This is a genomic window from Ruegeria sp. AB9, assembly GCF_056542585.1.
The window spans coordinates 1-17,493 of the sequence record NZ_JBQGAA010000022.1 but is presented as its reverse complement, the minus strand read 5'-3'; the positions used below and the strand labels follow the sequence as shown (position 1 = coordinate 17,493).

General features: G+C 56.9%; 16 protein-coding genes. 6 read left to right on the top strand and 10 right to left on the bottom strand.

Annotated features, from left to right (window positions below):
* Positions 1–41: 41 nt before the first annotated feature.
* From fzlA to ACR0K5_RS23445, 3 genes are all read left to right on the top strand, one after another.
* Positions 42–707, top strand: coding sequence for an FtsZ-binding protein FzlA (fzlA, locus tag ACR0K5_RS23455; protein ID WP_480631975.1), 666 nt, complete (start codon positions 42–44; stop codon positions 705–707).
* A gap of 78 nt (positions 708–785) precedes the next feature.
* Positions 786–1,820, top strand: a complete 1,035-nt coding sequence (gene queG, locus ACR0K5_RS23450; RefSeq protein WP_480631955.1) for a tRNA epoxyqueuosine(34) reductase QueG — start codon at positions 786–788, stop codon at positions 1,818–1,820.
* Positions 1,821–1,892: 72 nt separating this feature from the next.
* A complete protein-coding gene (locus ACR0K5_RS23445) occupies positions 1,893–3,896 on the top strand; it encodes a hydantoinase/oxoprolinase family protein (protein ID WP_480631954.1) in 2,004 nt (667 codons plus the stop codon).
* Between the two features lie 39 nt (positions 3,897–3,935).
* On the opposite strand, the gene msrA is transcribed toward ACR0K5_RS23445, so the two are convergent.
* The 3 genes from msrA to ACR0K5_RS23430 all read right to left on the bottom strand — a co-directional run bounded on the left by msrA (position 3,936) and on the right by ACR0K5_RS23430 (position 5,897).
* Positions 3,936–4,448: a peptide-methionine (S)-S-oxide reductase MsrA gene (gene msrA, locus ACR0K5_RS23440; RefSeq protein ID WP_480631953.1), complete on the bottom strand. Its 513-nt coding sequence runs from the start codon at positions 4,446–4,448 to the stop codon at positions 3,936–3,938.
* Entirely contained in the window at positions 4,448–4,894 is a 447-nt protein-coding gene (gene msrB, locus ACR0K5_RS23435; protein WP_480631952.1) for a peptide-methionine (R)-S-oxide reductase MsrB, read from the bottom strand. The genes msrA and msrB overlap by 1 nt, the downstream gene beginning before the upstream one ends.
* Positions 4,895–5,009: 115 nt before the next feature.
* The gene (locus tag ACR0K5_RS23430) at positions 5,010–5,897 is read right to left on the bottom strand and encodes a DMT family transporter (RefSeq protein WP_480631951.1); all 888 of its coding nucleotides are present in this window, start codon (positions 5,895–5,897) and stop codon (positions 5,010–5,012) included.
* A gap of 182 nt (positions 5,898–6,079) precedes the next feature.
* Here ACR0K5_RS23430 and ACR0K5_RS23425 point away from each other — a divergent pair, with 182 nt between their 5' ends.
* Positions 6,080–7,276: a BCCT family transporter gene (locus ACR0K5_RS23425; protein WP_480631974.1), complete on the top strand. Its 1,197-nt coding sequence runs from the start codon at positions 6,080–6,082 to the stop codon at positions 7,274–7,276.
* A 148-nt stretch (positions 7,277–7,424) separates the two neighbouring features.
* Here ACR0K5_RS23425 and ACR0K5_RS23420 read toward each other — a convergent pair whose 3' ends face one another.
* The 5 genes from ACR0K5_RS23420 to ACR0K5_RS23400 form a co-directional block, all read right to left on the bottom strand.
* Entirely contained in the window at positions 7,425–7,901 is a 477-nt protein-coding gene (locus tag ACR0K5_RS23420; protein WP_480631950.1) for a GNAT family N-acetyltransferase, read from the bottom strand.
* Positions 7,902–8,177: 276 nt separating this feature from the next.
* Complete coding sequence (locus ACR0K5_RS23415) at positions 8,178–8,465, bottom strand: HU family DNA-binding protein (RefSeq protein ID WP_480631949.1); 288 nt, start codon at positions 8,463–8,465, stop codon at positions 8,178–8,180.
* Positions 8,466–8,595: 130 nt separating this feature from the next.
* Positions 8,596–10,059, bottom strand: coding sequence for an AMP nucleosidase (locus tag ACR0K5_RS23410; RefSeq protein ID WP_480631948.1), 1,464 nt, complete (start codon positions 10,057–10,059; stop codon positions 8,596–8,598).
* Positions 10,056–11,858, bottom strand: coding sequence for an adenine deaminase (gene ade / locus ACR0K5_RS23405; RefSeq protein WP_480631947.1), 1,803 nt, complete (start codon positions 11,856–11,858; stop codon positions 10,056–10,058). The genes ACR0K5_RS23410 and ade overlap by 4 nt, the downstream gene beginning before the upstream one ends.
* Before the next feature lie 104 nt (positions 11,859–11,962).
* Entirely contained in the window at positions 11,963–12,832 is an 870-nt protein-coding gene (locus ACR0K5_RS23400) for a LysR family transcriptional regulator (protein ID WP_480631946.1), read from the bottom strand.
* Positions 12,833–12,945: 113 nt separating this feature from the next.
* On the opposite strand from ACR0K5_RS23400, the gene ACR0K5_RS23395 reads away from it, so the two are divergent.
* Positions 12,946–13,701 carry a class II aldolase and adducin N-terminal domain-containing protein gene (locus ACR0K5_RS23395; protein ID WP_480631945.1) on the top strand — a complete coding sequence of 252 codons (756 nt, stop codon included), beginning with the start codon at positions 12,946–12,948 and terminating at the stop codon, positions 13,699–13,701.
* Between the two features lie 114 nt (positions 13,702–13,815).
* Here ACR0K5_RS23395 and ACR0K5_RS23390 read toward each other — a convergent pair whose 3' ends face one another.
* The gene (locus tag ACR0K5_RS23390) at positions 13,816–14,448 is read right to left on the bottom strand and encodes a class I SAM-dependent DNA methyltransferase (RefSeq protein WP_480631944.1); all 633 of its coding nucleotides are present in this window, start codon (positions 14,446–14,448) and stop codon (positions 13,816–13,818) included.
* Between the two features lie 88 nt (positions 14,449–14,536).
* Between ACR0K5_RS23390 and ACR0K5_RS23385 the strand changes: the two genes are divergently transcribed.
* Positions 14,537–15,382, top strand: a complete 846-nt coding sequence (locus ACR0K5_RS23385; RefSeq protein WP_480631943.1) for an SDR family oxidoreductase — start codon at positions 14,537–14,539, stop codon at positions 15,380–15,382.
* 5 nt (positions 15,383–15,387) lie between these two features.
* Here ACR0K5_RS23385 and ACR0K5_RS23380 read toward each other — a convergent pair whose 3' ends face one another.
* On the bottom strand, positions 15,388–17,007 hold the full coding sequence (locus ACR0K5_RS23380; protein WP_480631942.1) for a GMC family oxidoreductase: 1,620 nt from the start codon (positions 17,005–17,007) through the stop codon (positions 15,388–15,390).
* Positions 17,008–17,493: the final 486 nt, after the last annotated feature.

Genomic DNA, 17,493 nt, shown 5'->3' with positions numbered 1-17,493 from the left:
GGCTAAATCTGTTGGGTATTCACTGGTTCGATTGGAAGTCCATGGCGCGTCTGTTTCACGTTCCCCTCTCTCCGTATTGCCGCAAGGTCCGTCTGTCGCTGGCGGAGAAGAAGATCGAGGTTGAACTCGTCGAAGAGCGGTACTGGGAACAGGATCCGGATTTTCTGCGCCGCAACCCGGCGGGTAAAGTGCCGGTGCTGCGTCTTGATGGGCAGATCATGTCTGAAAGTGCGGCTATCTGCGAATACATCGAGGAAACACGCCCTGAACCGCCCTTGATGCCAAAAAACCCTGAAGCCCGATTTGAGGTTCGGCGGCTTGTTGGATGGTTTGATGACAAGTTCCATCATGAGGTGACTTCCAAGCTGCTGTATGAGCGGGTGAACAAAAAGGTGACTGGGCAGGGGTATCCAGACAGTAAGCATGTCAAGCAGGGCGCCAAGGCGATCAAATACCATCTGGATTACATGGCCTGGCTGCTGGATCACCGTCGTTGGTTGGCCGGGGATCAGATGACATTGGCTGATTTTGCGGCGGCCGCGCATCTGTCTTCGCTGGACTATATTTCGGATGTGGATTGGAATCGCAGTCAGGTGGTCAAGGACTGGTACGCGAAGATCAAATCGCGCCCTGCGTTTCGGTCGATTCTGGCGGATCAGGTGCCCGGGTTCCGACCACCGCCCCATTACGCTGATCTGGATTTCTGATAGGGTGCAAAAACGGAGGGCAGTCTGCCTCTATCGCGCCAATGCACGGTTCCCTTCGAGGATATTTTCAGCCAGATGATGAGCGAATTGGATTTGAAGGAAAAATTGGTCCAACAGGCCTTGGCAGAAGGGTTTGTTGCGTGCCGGGTATGCCGTCCGTGGGATGTCCCACAGGTGCCCGAGCGGTTGGGTACGTTTTTGGACGCTGGTTATCATGGGCAAATGGGCTGGATGGCTGAGCGGACACATTGGCGTGGCGATCCTGCCGCCCTGTGGCCCGAGGCGCGGTCTGTGATCATGTTGGCTGAGAGTTACACCCCAATGCATGACCCGACAGAGATCCTGAACCATCCAGATCGTGGCGCGATTTCGGTCTATGCGCAGAACAAAGACTATCATGATCTGGTTAAAAAACGACTGAAACGGCTGGCGCGATGGCTGATTGCCGAAGCCGGAGGTGAGGTGAAGGTGTTTGTCGACACCGCGCCGGTTCCCGAGAAAGCTCTGGGACACGCCGCTGGATTGGGCTGGCAGGGCAAGCACACCAATCTTGTAAGTCGTGAATGGGGAAACTGGGCTTTCATAGGGTCTGTTTTTTCCACGCTGGACCTGCCAGTGGACAAATCGGAGATAGATCATTGCGGGTCGTGCCGCGCCTGCCTGGACAGCTGCCCGACCGATGCGTTTCCCGCCCCGTATCAACTGGATGCACGGCGGTGCATTTCATACCTGACAATTGAACACAAAGGTCCGGTGGAACACGAGTTGCGCAGTAAACTGGGCAATCGGATTTATGGCTGCGATGATTGTTTGGCGGCCTGTCCATGGAACAAGTTTGCCGTTACCGCAAGCGATATGCGCTATGCTGCCCGGGATGATCTGACGGCCCCACCCTTAGAGACGTTGGCGACGCTGGACGATGCGGCCTTTCGCGCCAAGTTTTCGGGTTCGCCTATCAAGCGCATTGGGCGGGACCGGTTCGTGCGCAACGTCCTATATGCCATTGGAAACTCCGGGCAGCCGCAGTTGAGGCCCGTGGCCCAGCGTCTTACTGAGGACCCGGATGCAACTGTGGCCGACGCGGCGCGCTGGGCGGTGGAACAACTGTCGTAATTGCCGCAAACAGGCTGGACGTGTCGTGCACAACCGCTACACCCATCCGCAGCGAACAGTGAGGAGGACCCGATGACGCTGTCTTTGGGGGTAGATACGGGCGGGACTTATACCGACGCGGTGTTGATCCGGGGCGAAAAAGAGGTCGTCGCCTCAGCCAAGTCCCTGACCACGCGAGCGGATCTGGCGATTGGTGTGGGAAAGGTGATTTCGTCTGTGCTGGAAGAGGCGCAGGTTGCGCCGGATCAGATCTCAATGGCATCTTTGTCTACTACGCTGGCCACGAATGCTCTGGTCGAGGGGCAGGGCGGTCGAGTCGCGTTGATCTATATCGGATTCAAGGACGGTGATCTTGCAAAACACGGGCTGAAGGATGCCTTGAAAGGTGATCCGGCCCTGGTCATCACAGGTGGGCATACCCATTCCGGAGGTGAGGCTGCGGCGCTGGACGTCGCAGCGCTTGAAGCCTTTTTAGACTCACATAAAGGGGTTTCCGGCTTTGCGGTTGCTGCTCAGTTCGCCACCCGCAATCCGGCGCATGAGCTGGAAGCGGCACGGATTGTTGCGGAGAGAACCGGCGCGCCAGTGACATGTTCGCATCATCTGTCGGCCAAGCTGAATGGGCCAAAACGTGCGGTGACGGCCGTTCTGAACGCGCGACTGATCGGGATGATCGACAGGTTGATTGGACGTGCGCAGGACCAGTTGCGCGCTTTGGGGATTTCGGCGCCGATGATGGTGGTGCGCGGTGATGGTGCGTTGATGAGCGCCGAACAGGCGCGGGAACGCCCGATTGAGACAATCCTCAGCGGACCGGCGGCATCGATTGTCGGTGCGCGCTGGCTAACCGGGGCGGACAATGCGCTGGTGTCCGATATCGGGGGAACGACGACCGATGTGGCGCTGATTCGGGATGGGAAGCCCGCGATTGATCCGGCCGGGGCGCGGGTTGGCGGGTTCCGAACCATGGTTGAAGCCGTGGCGATGCGGACCCATGGACTGGGTGGAGACAGCCAGGTGCATGTTGTGACCGAAGGATTGCGCGGCGGTGTGTTTCTGGGTCCGCGTCGCGTGCTGCCCGTATCGCTGATCGCGTCTGAGGCGCCCGAGGTTGTGCACGCCATTCTGGACGATCAATTGCGAGCCACGACGGTGGGCGAGCATGATACGCGGTTTGCTCGCCGTGTGCCGGGTATTCATGCCGACGGAGTAGGTCCGCGGGAAGAAATTCTGCTGGAGCGGTTGGGCGACCAGGTTCTGCCCCTCAACGCGTTGCTGCGCTCGCGGATGGAGAGCGGCGCGTTGAACCGTCTTGTGGACCGCGGAATCGTTCAGGTCTCGGGCGTGACGCCTTCGGATGCCAGCCACGTTCTGGGGCGGGTCAATGCCTGGGATGCTGAAGCGGCGCGAAAGGCGCTGGAACTGGTGGCACGTAAGCGGGTCGGGTCTGGGGATATGCTTGCTAACTCCCCCGAAGCACTGGCGCAGATGATCGTGGACCAATTGACGGAACAGACCAGTTTGACCTTGTTAGAGGCTGCTTTTGACGAAGAGCAGGATGGATTCGGTCTGCCGCCTCAAGAGTTGGCGCGACATGTGTTGACCCAACGAGGTCTGGCGCAGCATCGCGGGTTGCTGTCGCTTGACACCGCTTTGAATGTGGACGTCGTCGGTCTTGGCGCGTCGGCCCCCAGCTATTATCCGGCGGTGGGCAAGCGGTTGCATTGCCGAATGATCCTGCCGGAACATGCGGGCGTGGCCAATGCCATCGGCGCGGTTGTGGGGCGGCTGACCTTACGGCGCTCAGGCACGGTCACATCTCCGACCGAGGGGCGGTATCGCGTACATCTGGAGGACGGCCCTCAGGATTTTTCTGCGTCGGATGAGGCTTTGGCCTTATTGGAACGCGTTCTGAGGTCTGAGGCCGAAGGAGCCGTACGAGAAGCCGGGGCGGAAGATATCAGAGTGATCGTGGATCGTGACATCAAAACCGCGCGGGTCGAGGCCAAAGACGTTTTTGTCGAGGCGATGATCACGGTCGAGGCAAGCGGGCGACCGAGGGTGGCGGCAGGCTAGCCCCCCTGAGAGATTCAGAGGGGCAGGGTAGGTGGCGCCTTATTCTGCGGCGCTGGCGCGCTTGGGCAGAACCCAGTCCTGGCGCGGGAAGTGGCAGGTGTAGCCGTTCGGGATGCGCTCCAGGTAATCCTGATGCTCTGGCTCGGCCTCCCAGAAATCACCTACGGGTTCGACTTCGGTCACGACCTTTCCAGGCCACAAGCCGCTGGCGTTCACATCGGCGATCGTATCCACAGCGACCTGTTTCTGAGCGTCGTCAACAAAATAGATCGCCGAGCGATAACTCATGCCGCGGTCGTTGCCCTGTCGGTTCACCGTGGTCGGGTCATGGATCTGGAAGAAAAACTCCAGCAGGTCGCGATAGCTGATCTGCGACGGATCGAACCAGATCTCGATCCCTTCGGCGTGGGTGCCGTGGTTGCGATAGGTCGCGTTGGGCACATCGCCGCCGGTGTAACCGACGCGAGTGCGTGAGACGCCCGGCAGTTTGCGGATCAGGTCCTGCATTCCCCAGAAGCAACCCCCGGCCAGTACAGCGCGTTGTTCGGTCATCAGATGTCCTCCACATGAATCAGATATTCGCCATACCCTTCGGCTTCCATCTCATCGCGATGGATGAATCGAAGAGAGGCGGAGTTGATGCAGTAGCGTAGCCCGCCATGTTCACGCGGACCATCGGGGAAGACATGCCCCAAATGGCTGTCGCCGTGTTTCGATCGAACCTCGGTCCGGATCATGCCATGCGTTGTATCGCGAAACTCTTCGACATGTTCGTGAATGATCGGCTTGGTAAAACTGGGCCAGCCGCATCCGGATTCATATTTATGGGTCGAAGCAAAGAGCGGCTCACCTGATACGATATCCACGTAGATGCCCGGTTCTTTGTTGCTCAGGTATTTTCCGGTGCCCGGACGTTCGGTACCACTGCGTTGCGTGACGTGAAACTCTTCGGGTGAAAGCGCAGCGATGGCCGTGGGGTCTTTGGTGTATCGAGTCATGGATCCTCCGGCTGATTGATGTTTGCGCCATTATCTGGGGGCTGCGGAGGGGAAAGCAAAGCGATATTTCAACTCGCTCTCGCAGTCGTGCAAGTGAATACCAGGCGCCTTCGCCTTATGTCGAAACCTTTTGACCCCGTGCGGGCTGACGTGAGAGTTGGACCGCGAGAATTCCGAGGGTTGTGACAGCAACGCCGACCGCATCCATTGCGCCTAGCTTTTCGCCCAGCAGAATCGCCGCGATTGCGACCCCGAACACAGGGTTCAGGAAGTGGAAGGTGGCTGCCCGGATGGCACCAATTCGGTCCAGAAGCAGGAACCAGATCAGCGTGGCCAGCAATCCAGGGAACAGGGTCGTATAGGTAAACGCCAGTGCCAGTGGAAGCGTCGGGTGGATGTAGATTGTTTCAAAGATCGGCGCGGCCACGAACAGCGCGGCCGATCCCACCAGCATTTGAAGACCCACGACCATCATGAAATTGCCCCCGGACGTCGCACCGCGAACCGCCAACGTTGCGAAGGTCAAGGCAAGGGCGCCTGCACCGCAAAGCGCGACGCCGAACATGTCGACACCCGCGCTGATCCGGCTGCTCATGATAAGGGCGACTCCGGCGAAACCTGCGAATAATCCCAGTATGCCAAGTGGGCGCAGCTTTTCCTTGAAAATCAACCATCCGGCCAACGCCACCAGCAGCGGCATTGTGGACGCGATAATGGCCGCGACCGAGGCTTCGACCGTTTGCATCGCATAGAAATTCAGACCCAAATAAAGGGCATTTTGGCAGATTCCGAACAGTATTGTGGCACGCCATTGATTTCGGGTCAGGTTCCAGCTTTGCCCCATCGCCCTTGCAATCATGACGCCCAGAATACCAGAGATCAGAAACCGTAAAGCCAGCGAAAACAAAGGAGAGGCATCCGCCACAATGATCCGCGCCGATGTAAAGGCAGATGACCAAATCAGGGCAAATGTCAGCCCAATGGCTATGGCGCGCAGATCCATGGAGACCCCCTGTCACTTCGCGCGGACTGTCCCTGATTTTCTTATGGGTCGCAAGCGGTGCGCGTCAAAAAAGACACATGCGTGATGCAAGAAAAGTATTGAGTATGTTTTTATTGATTGACTGGCCAATTAAAGATATCGCCATCGGGATCTGACATATCAAGGGAGGTTTGTCGGTGCTTCTGGAGTACATTCTATCTTTCGGCGTCCTGCTGGCATTGGGCCTGGTCGCTTTCTTCGTCGTAAAATGGTGGAACCTGCGCTGCGTTGGCGTGACACCGGTTCATCTGTTCACGTTCATCGCGATTCTGTTCACGTCCGGTCTGGATGTTGGCCTGATCATGTTCCCACTGACTGAGTTTGGCGGATACGCCGAGGACCCGGCTTATGCCTTCGCGAATCCGCTGGCGATCGAATTCGGATTCTGGGGCTTCCTGATCTGGGCGTTCTATTTCCTGACGGCCTTCTACTTCTGCGTGATCGAGCCACGCGTGAAGTTCTTTGAGATTCCGTTGGTCAAGCTGATCAATAACGTCGTTATCATCGGCACCTGCGCCTTCACTGCCAGCCTGTTCCTGATCTACTTGCCCGGCTACCTGCCTGAGGTTGGAGACGGTGAATCCGTCGTAACGACCTTCTACATCATCGTGTTCGTGGTCATTCTGGCAGCGGCTTATTCCTCGACCGACCTGAAATATGTGCGCATCCTGTCGGTAGGGTCGACCTTTCTGTTCCTGGCGCTGATCCTCGGCATGTGGGCAGCAACAGGCATGGGCGTGACTGGCTTCGTGGAAACCGGCAGCAATATCGGTGCCTATTTCGGGAATCTGCACAAGTTCGTTTTGCCGCTGACCGACTATCACGCCTTCTACCTGTTCTGGTGGTTCGCGTGGTCGATCATGATCGGTCAGTTCACATCGCGCTTTGTGGGCGGTCTGACAACATGGCAGCTTCTGGCGGCCCTGCTGATCTTCCCGTCGATCCCGCTGGGGATCTGGTTCACCGTTCTCTACTACTACCACCTGAACGGCATCAGCACCGCGGGCATCACCAACATCGCGATGGTGATTGTGGGCGTGACGTTTGTGATCAACTCGCTGGACTCGCTGATCCGTCTCTACACCGACAACCTGAACATGACGGTCGAACGGTTTGGCAAAGCGGTTTACGTGGCTGGTAACGTTGCGCTGCTGTTCGTGCTGACCCTGCTGTTCCAGAGCCAATGGCTGCAGATCCAGTGGATCGGGGCTATTGTTGTCGGCCTGTATCTGGCTTGCGTGGTCTATATCCTGATCACCAAACGCCAAGAGGTGATGAGTATCGACTCAATGCCTGAAGACCGTGATCTGGACTTCCACAAGGTTGAGACGGTTCACTGATTAAACAGTTGCAGAATGCGAACGGGCGCCCATGTAGGCGCCCGTTTTGCGAATTGGATGGTTGCCAGAGTGGTGTATCAGCCCGATCCTCAACCCAGCCGTGTCGTCCTCTGACAATGATGGTTTGAGCCAACGCCAAAGGATGGCGTCAAGGGTGCTTAGTTATTTGTCTTCTGAACATGACGATCTCTGGGTCAGATTGAGCCCTCATCCTTTCGAAGCCATTCTTTTGCAATACCCTCGCTGACGCGCTGTTCCCTTTTTCGACTCCACCAACAAGCTGGACCGAGATCCTGGTATCCCGGTACCAACCGATCAAACCGGAAATGAGTTCAGTCGCGTATCCCTGTCCCCAAGCGTCTTCGCAAAACAGATATCCAACATGTACGGTTGTCATGTCTTCGTTCTCTGGAAGCTGAGCCAGGATCAGAAGGCCGATCAGTACTCCGTTGCTGTCCCGGATGGTTTGCAGATCACTTTCCGCCACCCTTTCTTGCAGCCAGTCCTTGGCGGCGTTCTCGGTGTCCGAGAGGTGCAAAACTTCGGGCAGGTTCTCTAGCACCGCTGGCGTAAGTATCAGCGACAGTTCTCTGTAGAATGCACCCGCGTCGATGGAAGGCAACATTGAAGGTTTCCAGGCTTGGACCCTTAGTCTCTTGGTCTCAAACTCACAGTTGGCGGTCAAATGAATCCCTTTCCGTCCTGTGAACCCGTAAGATGGCGTTACCCCTATAGCATCTTGTTTGATGCGTGTGTCCGTAAAGATGATCTGCCACAGTGTCAGTGGCGTGAGCGCAATTGGTCTGTGACCATCATCCGGTTGGGGAGCTTGAATTGGTGTGGCAAAGAAAAAGGGCCCCCAAAACGGCGGCCCTCAATCACTTTGCGGTCAAGACTGAAATCAGCCGTTCACGCTGTCCTTCAGAGCCTTCGCGATGGTCATCTTCACAACCTTGTCGGCTTCCTTGGTGAAGGTCTCACCAGTGGCCGGGTTGCGAACCTGACGCTCGGGGCGCTCGCGGCAGTAGATTTTGCCGACGCCGGGCAGGGTCACTGCGCCACCGGCCGAAACTTCGCGGGTGATCAGGCCGGTCATGGCCTCCAGCGCCGCGTTCGCGGATTTCTTGTCGGTTCCCATTTCCTCAGCGAGAGCAGCAACCAGCTGAGTCTTAGTCATAGGCTTTGCCATTTCTTGGTCTCCTTAACGTGCCCGATCTATAGGGCCTCACCGCGTAACTGTAACGGGATATTGTGGCCAAACACAACGAATAGTAGCGCTGAAACCCCTAAAAATATGGGGAAAACGTTGCTTTTTTGCGTCAGAGAAAGGCTGTTTCGTCGAACGAGCGCAATTTCCGGCTGTGCAAGCGCTCTAATGGCATGCCGCGCAGGTGCTCCATCGCCTTGATCCCGATGGCCAGATGCCGACTAACCTGAGTGGTATAGAAGGAAGAAGCCATACCCGGCAGCTTTAGCTCTCCGTGCAGAGGTTTGTCCGAAACACATAGTAAAGTGCCATAAGGAACACGGAAGCGATAGCCGTTCGCGGCAATGGTGGCACTTTCCATATCCAGCGCAATCGCCCGGGACTGGCTCAGCCGCTGGACTGGTCCGGACTGATCGCGCAACTCCCAGTTGCGGTTGTCGACCGAGGCCACGGTTCCCGTCCGCATGATCCGCTTCAGTTCATATCCTTCCAGTTCGGTCACCTCGGCCACCGCGCGTTCCAGCGCCACCTGAACTTCGGCCAGAGGCGGGATCGGTACCCAGACCGGCAGATCGTCATCCAGAACTTTGTCTTCGCGCAGATAAGCATGGGCCAGAACAAAATCACCTAACGCCTGCGTATTGCGCAGCCCTGCGCAATGGCCAACCATCAGCCACGCGTGCGGGCGCAGAACCGCAATATGGTCAGTGGCGGTTTTTGCATTGGATGGACCGACGCCAATGTTTACCAAAGTAATCCCAGAACCATCTTCGCGCTTCAGGTGATATGTCGGCATTTGAGGCAGTTTCAACGGTTGGTCGATAGCGGCTTCGGGGTCAGTGATCTCGGCGTTCCCGGTCGAAACGAAACTTGTGTAACCGCTGGCGGGGTCGGCCAATTGCGCCCGGGCGTAGTTTTCGAATTCGGAAACATAGAACTGGTAGTTTGTGAACAGTACATGATTCTGAAAATGACCTGCATCCGTGGCGGTGTAATGTGCCAGTCTCGCAAGCGAATAGTCGACGCGCTGCGCGGTAAAAAGGGACAAGGGGCCAACAGTATCCTCATGATCATGCACGCCGTTGACGATGTCATCGTTAGTTGTGGTCAAATCCGGAACGTCAAACACATCGCGGAGGGTAAAGTCAGCTGCCCCCTGATGAGGTACGACCAGATCGGAATTGTTTGCCACAGCGAAATGCACCGGAATCGGTGTGTCCGATGCCGCAATGGTCACAGGCTGGCCATGGTTCTTGATCAACAGGGCAATCTGTTGGATCAGATAGGATCTGAACAAATCCGGGCGCGTCACGGTCGTGGCATGAACCCCGGGTTCGGACACATGACCAAAGCTCAGGCGGCTGTCGACTTGGGCGTAGGTCGAGGTTTTGATGCGAATTTCCGGGTAATAGGCTCTGTACCGCGCTGCAGGTGCTCCGCTTCCGATAGCGTCTGAGAAGCTGTCGCACAAGAAATCGGTTGCTTGCGTGTAAAGCTCTTCCAACCGTGCAACGGCAGCGGCGGGATCGGTAAACTGCTCTGGCGCGGGTGCTTCGGGGGTCAGGATTGTCGTCATGCCAAAGGTTCCAGAAGATCGATTTTCTCAAATGTGCGTACGTCGATCAGCCCGAGATCCGAGATTCGAAGCTCCGGAATCACGACCAGCGCCAATAGCGAATGCTGCATATACGCGTTGTTCAGATGACAGCCACAGTCCTGCATGGCCTGCATCATCTTGCCGGCCTTGGCCGCAACCTCGGCGGCGGGACTGTCAGACATGAGGCCGGCAATAGGCAATTCGACCAGTGCCAACTCCTGCCCGTCGCGGAAAAGGGTGATGCCACCGCCCACTTCGGCCAGACGGTTCGCGGCCAGCGCCATCTGATCCCGATCCGTTCCGACAACGATCATGTGGTGACTGTCATGCGCCACGGTTGAGGCCATGGCCATTTTCCCCTGATAGCCAAAGCCCGAAACAAAGGCGTTGGTGACGCCCCCGGTGGCCCGGTGCCGTTCTACCAGAGCAATCTGACACACCTCACCTTCGCCTTCGACCAGACCGCCAATAATCGGCAATTCGGCTTTCAACGCCCTGGTCGGCGCCTGGTTTTCCACCACGCCGATCACATTGGCCTGAACTTTGTTGGCCCCTTCCGGTGCTTTGATCTCAAAATCGGCCGAGGTCAGTTCATGCCCCAGATGAACGGTGTTGCGCGCTTTTTCTGGCCAGTTCAGATGCGGGCAATCCACCTTTATTTCACCGTCCTCTGCAACCACTTTCCCGCGGGCAATCACCATCTCAATTGGCAGCTCGGTCAGATCCGAGCTGAGGATGATGTCTGCTCTCCGCCCCGGAGTGACGGATCCGATATCCCGCTCCAGCCCGAAATGTGTGGCCGTGTTGATCGTTGCCATTTGCAGAGCGATCAGAGGGTCACATCCGCAAGAAATGGCATGGCGTACGACACGGTTCATATGGCCGTCGTTTACTAATGTGCCAGAGTGACAGTCATCCGTGCACAGAATGAAATTGCGTGGATCCAGCCCTTTTTCGGTCACGGCAGTGATTTGGCTTTCCACGTCATACCAGGCCGAGCCCAGCCGCATCATGGATCGCATTCCCTGCCGTACGCGTGCTACGGCGTCGGCTTCGCACGTGCCTTCGTGATCATCCGCTGGGCCGCCCGCCACGTAAGCCGCGAAATCAGGACCCAAATCAGGCGAAGCGTAGTGCCCACCAACGGTTTTTCCCGCCCGCTGAGTGGCTGCAATCTCGGCCAGCATCTTGGAATCACCATGAATAACCCCGGGGAAATTCATCATCTCACCCAGTCCGATGATACCGGGCCAGTTCATCGCCTCGGCCACATCCTCGGGAGTGATTTCATAGCCCGTCGTCTCCAATCCCGGCGCGGATGGGGCGCAGGACGGCATCTGGGTGAAAATACTGACTGGCTGCATCATGGCTTCGTCATGCATCATGCGTACACCATCCAGACCCAGAACGTTGGCGATCTCATGTGGGTCGGTGAACATGCTGGTCGTACCGTGCGGTATGACAGCACGGGCGAATTCGGCCGGGGTCAGCATGCCGGATTCGATGTGCATATGCGCGTCGCACAGGCCCGGCAGAATGTAGCGCCCTTGCGCCTCGATGATCTCTGTATCCGGACCTATGCAATGCGAAGCATCCGGTCCGACAAATGCAATTCGTCCGGCAGCAATCGCCACAGAATGATCCGGCAGCAATTCGCGGCTGTGCACGTTTACCCAGATTCCACCCTGAATGATCGTATCTGCGGCCTCACGTCCGGCTGCAACTGCGATCAATTTGGGGGCGACATCGGGCCAGCTCGGGAAGGGTGTGTATTCCATGGCTCAACTTTCACGAATGCGACAGCGGGTGCAACCCCGGTTCTTCGTTGTTATGAAATCGTCACATGTTCTGGTTGCGGCCTTCTGTCCGGGCGTAAGTCTGTTTACGCAACAGACCCGATTTCGCGTTTCACCCAATCCGCAAAGGCCACGGCTCCGGGCGTATCTTCGGCCTGCGGAGACAACAGCAGGTAATAGGACTCTGGCATTCGAACGCGGTGCTCAAACGGTGCGATCAGCTGTCCGCGGTCAATCAGATGACTTGCGATAGTGTCGTGAGCCAGGCACAGGCCGCCTCCAGCCATTACAGCTGACAGGCAAACCAGATAGGTCGTTGCGTAAGTTACTGACGGATTTGTCCAGGTTAGACCCTGATCTTCCGCCCAATTCGCCCAGTTCGACAACAGGTTGGAGCAATCGAACAGCGGTTTTTCCTGAAGGTCCTCCAAACACACCTGATATCCAGGGGCACAGACCGGATAGTAGTGTTCAGTGCGCAGTATCTCGGTTCGGGCGGTATCCGACGGACGAAGAGAAAACCGAATCTCGACCGCCGCGCCTTCCGCCATTTCACGCGGTTCCCAAAGCTCGGTGAAGATGTTCAGCTGTACATCCGGATATTCCGCCCGAAATACCGGAAGGCGCGGGGCCAGCCAGTTGACGGCAAAACTGATGTTGCATTGCACTTGAACCGCGTTCTGTTGCGCACCAGTAACTGCCTGGGTTCCGCGCACAAGCGTCCGGAAGGCCTCTCGCACAACCGGCAGATAGGTGATTCCGGCCTCGGTCAGTTCCAACGCTCTGGGCCGGCGCAGAAACAATGGCTGCCCCAGATGCCCTTCCAGGGATTTGATCTGCTGGCTGACGGCGCTTTGTGTCATGTTCAGATCCCGCGCCGCGCCGGTAAAGGAAAGATGGCGCGCGGCGGCCTCGAAAGTGCGCAACCAGCCAAGCGGAGGAAGCTTGTTTTGCATCTACATAACCTCGGCATAAGTTCAGCTAATGGGATAGTTGTGTTTTTTTCGTTGGTCAAACTACCAGACCCTATGCAGGTTTGGGCAGGAACAGCCGCGAAAGGAGCCAAACCATGAGCCTCACCAGCCTTCGTCCCAATATCGATCATTGGTCCGAGCGTGTGGATATGGCCGCCACTTTCCGCTGGACGGCCAAACTGAATATGCATGAGGCGGTTGCCAACCATTTCAGTCTGGCTGTGAATGATGACGGCACGCAGTTTCTGATGAACCCCAATCAGGTGCACTTCTCGCGCATTCGTGCCTCGGATCTGTTGCTGCTGGATGCCAACGATCCGAATGTGATGAAACAGCCTGGTGCGCCGGACCCGACAGCCTGGGGGCTGCATGGTTCTATCCACCGCCACTGTCCTCATGCGCGTTGCATCATGCATGTGCATTCGATCTTTGCGACTGTTCTGGCCTCATTGGCCGACAGCTCATTGCCGCCGATCGATCAGAACACGGCAACCTTCTACAACCGTTATGTGGTTGATGAAGAATTCGGAGGTCTGGCCTTTGAAAGCGAAGGGGAGCGTTGCGCCGGGATGCTGTCTGATCCCAAGAAAAAAGTTATGATCATGGGCAATCACGGTGTTCTGATCATTGGCAGCGACCCAGCGGATACGTTCAACCGGTTGTATTACTTCGAACGCGCGGCCGAAACTTACATTCGCGCCTTGCAAACCGGCCTACCCTTGCGCGTCTTGTCTGACGAGATCGCCGAGAAAACTGCGCAAGAGCTGGATGACTATCCCGATCAGGCCGAAGCGCATCTGCGGGAGATCAAAGCGATCCTTGATGTTGAGGACTCGGATTACGCGACCTGACCCTGATCCTGCCGTTCCACAAGTCAGCCAGCTTTGACCGAAGCCCGATCTGAAAAGCTGGCATTGCTAAGCCGTGAAAACCGGGAACTCAGTCTGTTCACTGGGCATACAGGGTTAAACCCGTTCGAACAAAGCGATCAGAGCGGTGTCATTTTTGTTTGGACCAGCGGCGAGATCACCATAGATGCGGACTTCGGGCAAGGTCAGGTTACGAATCTGGTTCTGTTCCAGTTCGCTGAGAGCATCCGCAAAACCCAGTTTTTCGAAATGGCGTGCATTGATCGACAACGCGAACTGCGCCCCGTGCCGAGCCACGCGCAACAGGGCGGGCAGCACTTCGGGTCCCAAATGGCCATGTGTGAACGTGCCGGATGAGACAATGCCGGAATAGCTGTCGCGCGGAACAGGGATGCCCTGTGTCAGATCAGCCTCGATTGCGTCCCGGTAGATGTCCTTGCGCATAGCCTGATCCAGCATTTCCGCGCTGATGTCGGTTGCATCAATCGGTCCGACGCCTAGCCCGGACAACACCGCGCCACACAGGCCAGTTCCCGCACCGACGTCCAGAACGGGACCCTGACCACCCGCCCCGACAAACGCCCGCGCTGTGTGGGTGTGAAGCTGATAGTCTTCGCGCGCCGCGAAACTCTCATCATAGTCCCCGGCCCATTCCGCATAGAGTTGTTTGTTCTCTCCTGGAGAGCTCAGCGCGTAGGCCGAATGCAGGTCAGGTGTTTTTTTGCTCATGTCTAACAGAAAGGCGCAATCCAAGATTCGATTCAAGTGCGTCCATGCGACGCTTGCATCCCGGCATGGCGCAGATCATCAAAGGATCATGACCAAGACGCTCTTTTCATTTGGCCATGGCTATTCCGCTCAGGCCTTGTCCCGAATCCTTGCCCCGAAAGGCTGGAAAATTGTTGGCACCACGCGAGACCGCGAGGGAGCGGCTGCGATCCGGGCCTCTGGCGCCGAGCCGCTGATCTGGCCGGGCGAAGCACCGAAGCTTGATGGGGTGACCCACTTATTGATCTCAACGGCGCCAAGTGAAGAAGGCGACCCGGTGTTGGCGGCGCTGGGCGATGAAATCGCCAAGCGGGCCAGTCAGTTCGAATGGGTAGGATACCTGTCTACAACGGCAGTCTATGGTGATCATCAAGGGGAATGGGTTGACGAAGATACTCCGCCTGCACCGACCGCCAAGCGCGGCAGATGGCGTATGCTGGCCGAGGAGCAATGGTCGGCCATTCCGGGACTGCCTGTTCATATCTTCCGCCTAGCGGGTATCTATGGGCCGGGTCGCGGGCCGTTTTCCAAGCTCAAGCGTGGCGGGTTGCGGCGCATCATCAAGCAGGGGCAGGTGTTTTCACGCATTCATGTAGACGATATTGCGCAGATCCTGGAAATCTCGATGGCAAAATCGAATCCGGGAAGGGTGTACAACGTATGTGACGACGAACCGGTCCCGCCGCAGGATGTCATAGGATACGCGGCCGAGCTACAGGGTTTGCCATTGCCTCCGGCCGTTCGGTTTGAAGAGGCTGATCTGACCCCGATGGCGCGTAGTTTCTACAACGAAAACAAACGTGTTCGGAACAACCGGATCAAAGATGAACTGGGCGTAGACCTGATCTATCCCAATTACCGCGTCGGGCTGGAGGCCCTGATGAAAGGCCAGTAGGGCATTTACACCGCAGCCGCCTTGATCATGTCCGCAGCTTTTTCGGCGATCATGATGGTGGGCGCGTTGGTATTGCCCGACACCAGTGTCGGCATCACCGAGGCGTCGACGACTCGCAGACCGTCAAGCCCTCTCACGCGAAGTTGGGGGTCGACGACCGCCATCTCATCCACACCCATTTTGCAGGTGCCTACGGGGTGATAAATGGTGTCGGCGCGAGCGCGGATATGCTCCGCCCAATCCTGATCGGTTTGAGCGGTGTCCGTGCCGAACATCTCTTTGTGTCGGTACTTGGCCAAAGCTGGTGCTTTGAGGATATCCCGCGTTATCCGCACGCCTTTGATCATTGTGTCCAGATCGCGTTTATCCGACAGAAACGCCGGATCAATTGCTGGCGCCGCCTTAGGATCTGCGCTGTGCAAGCCGACAGTTCCCCGGCTTTCCGGCCGCAGCTTACAGACATGGCAACTGTATCCATACCCATAATGCAGTTTGCGCGCGTGATCATCGACCATTGCGATTGTGAAATGCAGCTGGATGTCGGGACGCTCCAGATCGGGTGAAGTTTTCAGAAACGCTGCGCCTTCGGCAAATGGGGTGGCCGCCATCGAAACGCCCGTCTTGCGCCACCGCTGAAAATGCCTCAACAACCGTGCTGCCCCTGCCAGACCGATACCAAAATTGTCGGTATCTCTGGTTCGGAAGGTCAACGCAAAGTCCAGGTGATCCTGCAAGTTCTTTCCCACACCTGGCAGTTCGTGGCGAACAGCGAGCCCATGCGGTTCAAGATCGGACGCTGCGCCAACTCCGGAAACCTGCAGCAATTGCGGTGTTTTCAAAGCACCAGCGCACAGCAGGACTTCGCGCTTGGCTGTAATGGCGGTGTCTGCGTCTTTTCCACTTGCCCGGTATACAACGCCAGTCGTGCGCTTCCCGTCAAAGCTCAGCCTTTTTGCAAGAGCATGTGTGATGACTGTCAAGTTTGGGCGGTCGGTAATTGGGAACAGATAACCCGCCGCCGCAGAACAACGTTCACCATTCTTTGCCGGGTCGTGAAACTGCGTAACCTGGTACAGTCCGACACCACCGTTATCGCCTCGGTTGAAGTCTTCCGTCGGACGGTGTTGGAGTTGCTGTGCGGCTTCTATGAATGCGCGGGTGACTGGACGAGGTTCTTTCTGCTGCGAAACCTGCAGCGGCCCACTGTCGCCATGCACGCTGTCTGCACCGAGCTCATTGTTCTCGGCCCGTTTGAAATACGGCAATACACTGTCCCAATCCCAGCCGTCGCAGCCTAGATCAGCCCAGCCGTCATAGTCCTGCCGCTGACCTCTTACATATAGCATTGCGTTAATTGCACTTGAGCCGCCCAGTGCCTTGCCGCGAGGTTGATAGCCTTTGCGTCCGTTCAATCCGGGTTGGGGGACCGTCTCAAATGCCCAGTTGTTGATCTTGGGGCGCCCCGGAAGTGCGGCGACAACAGCTGCTGGCATTCTGACCACAAGGCTGTTGCCACCGCCACCAGCTTCAAGCAGGCAGACGCTTGTGGACGGATCTTCGCTCAGGCGATTGGCCAGAACCGCGCCCGCCGAACCGCCGCCTACGATGATATAATCGTATTCCATGCTTTCTTGCACACCTCTCGCAGCACCGGTAGTTCCGTTGTCCTTCCGGGCAGCGATACCATGTTCCTTGTGAGAGTGCGTTAATGGCGCGAAAAAACAACTGTGACCCCAAGTCAATTTCATATGTACTCCAACTTTTTCTCGAAGGTCCGGCCTGCGTTTATTGAAGGGCCCAGTGGTGTTCTGCATGCCAAGCTTTTCTGCAGGACCTCACGATTCCGGCTCAGGGCCGAGTTTTGCGGTTCATTCTTATGAAATCTGTGCCCAAACGTGAGCCGGAGAAGTTGATTTGTTAAGGTAATTTATTGTTTTCATTAACTAACATTAAAAATCAGCGGGAAATGTGAAGTTTTTTCAAAATGGGGGTTGCAGGTCCCGGACCTAATCCGTAAATACCCCTTCACCGGCGCTGCTGAGGCGGTGCTGACGGGTCGGAGAGACGGCCTGACGGACTGGAAAGACGGTTGAGACGCTCGGGAGAGACCG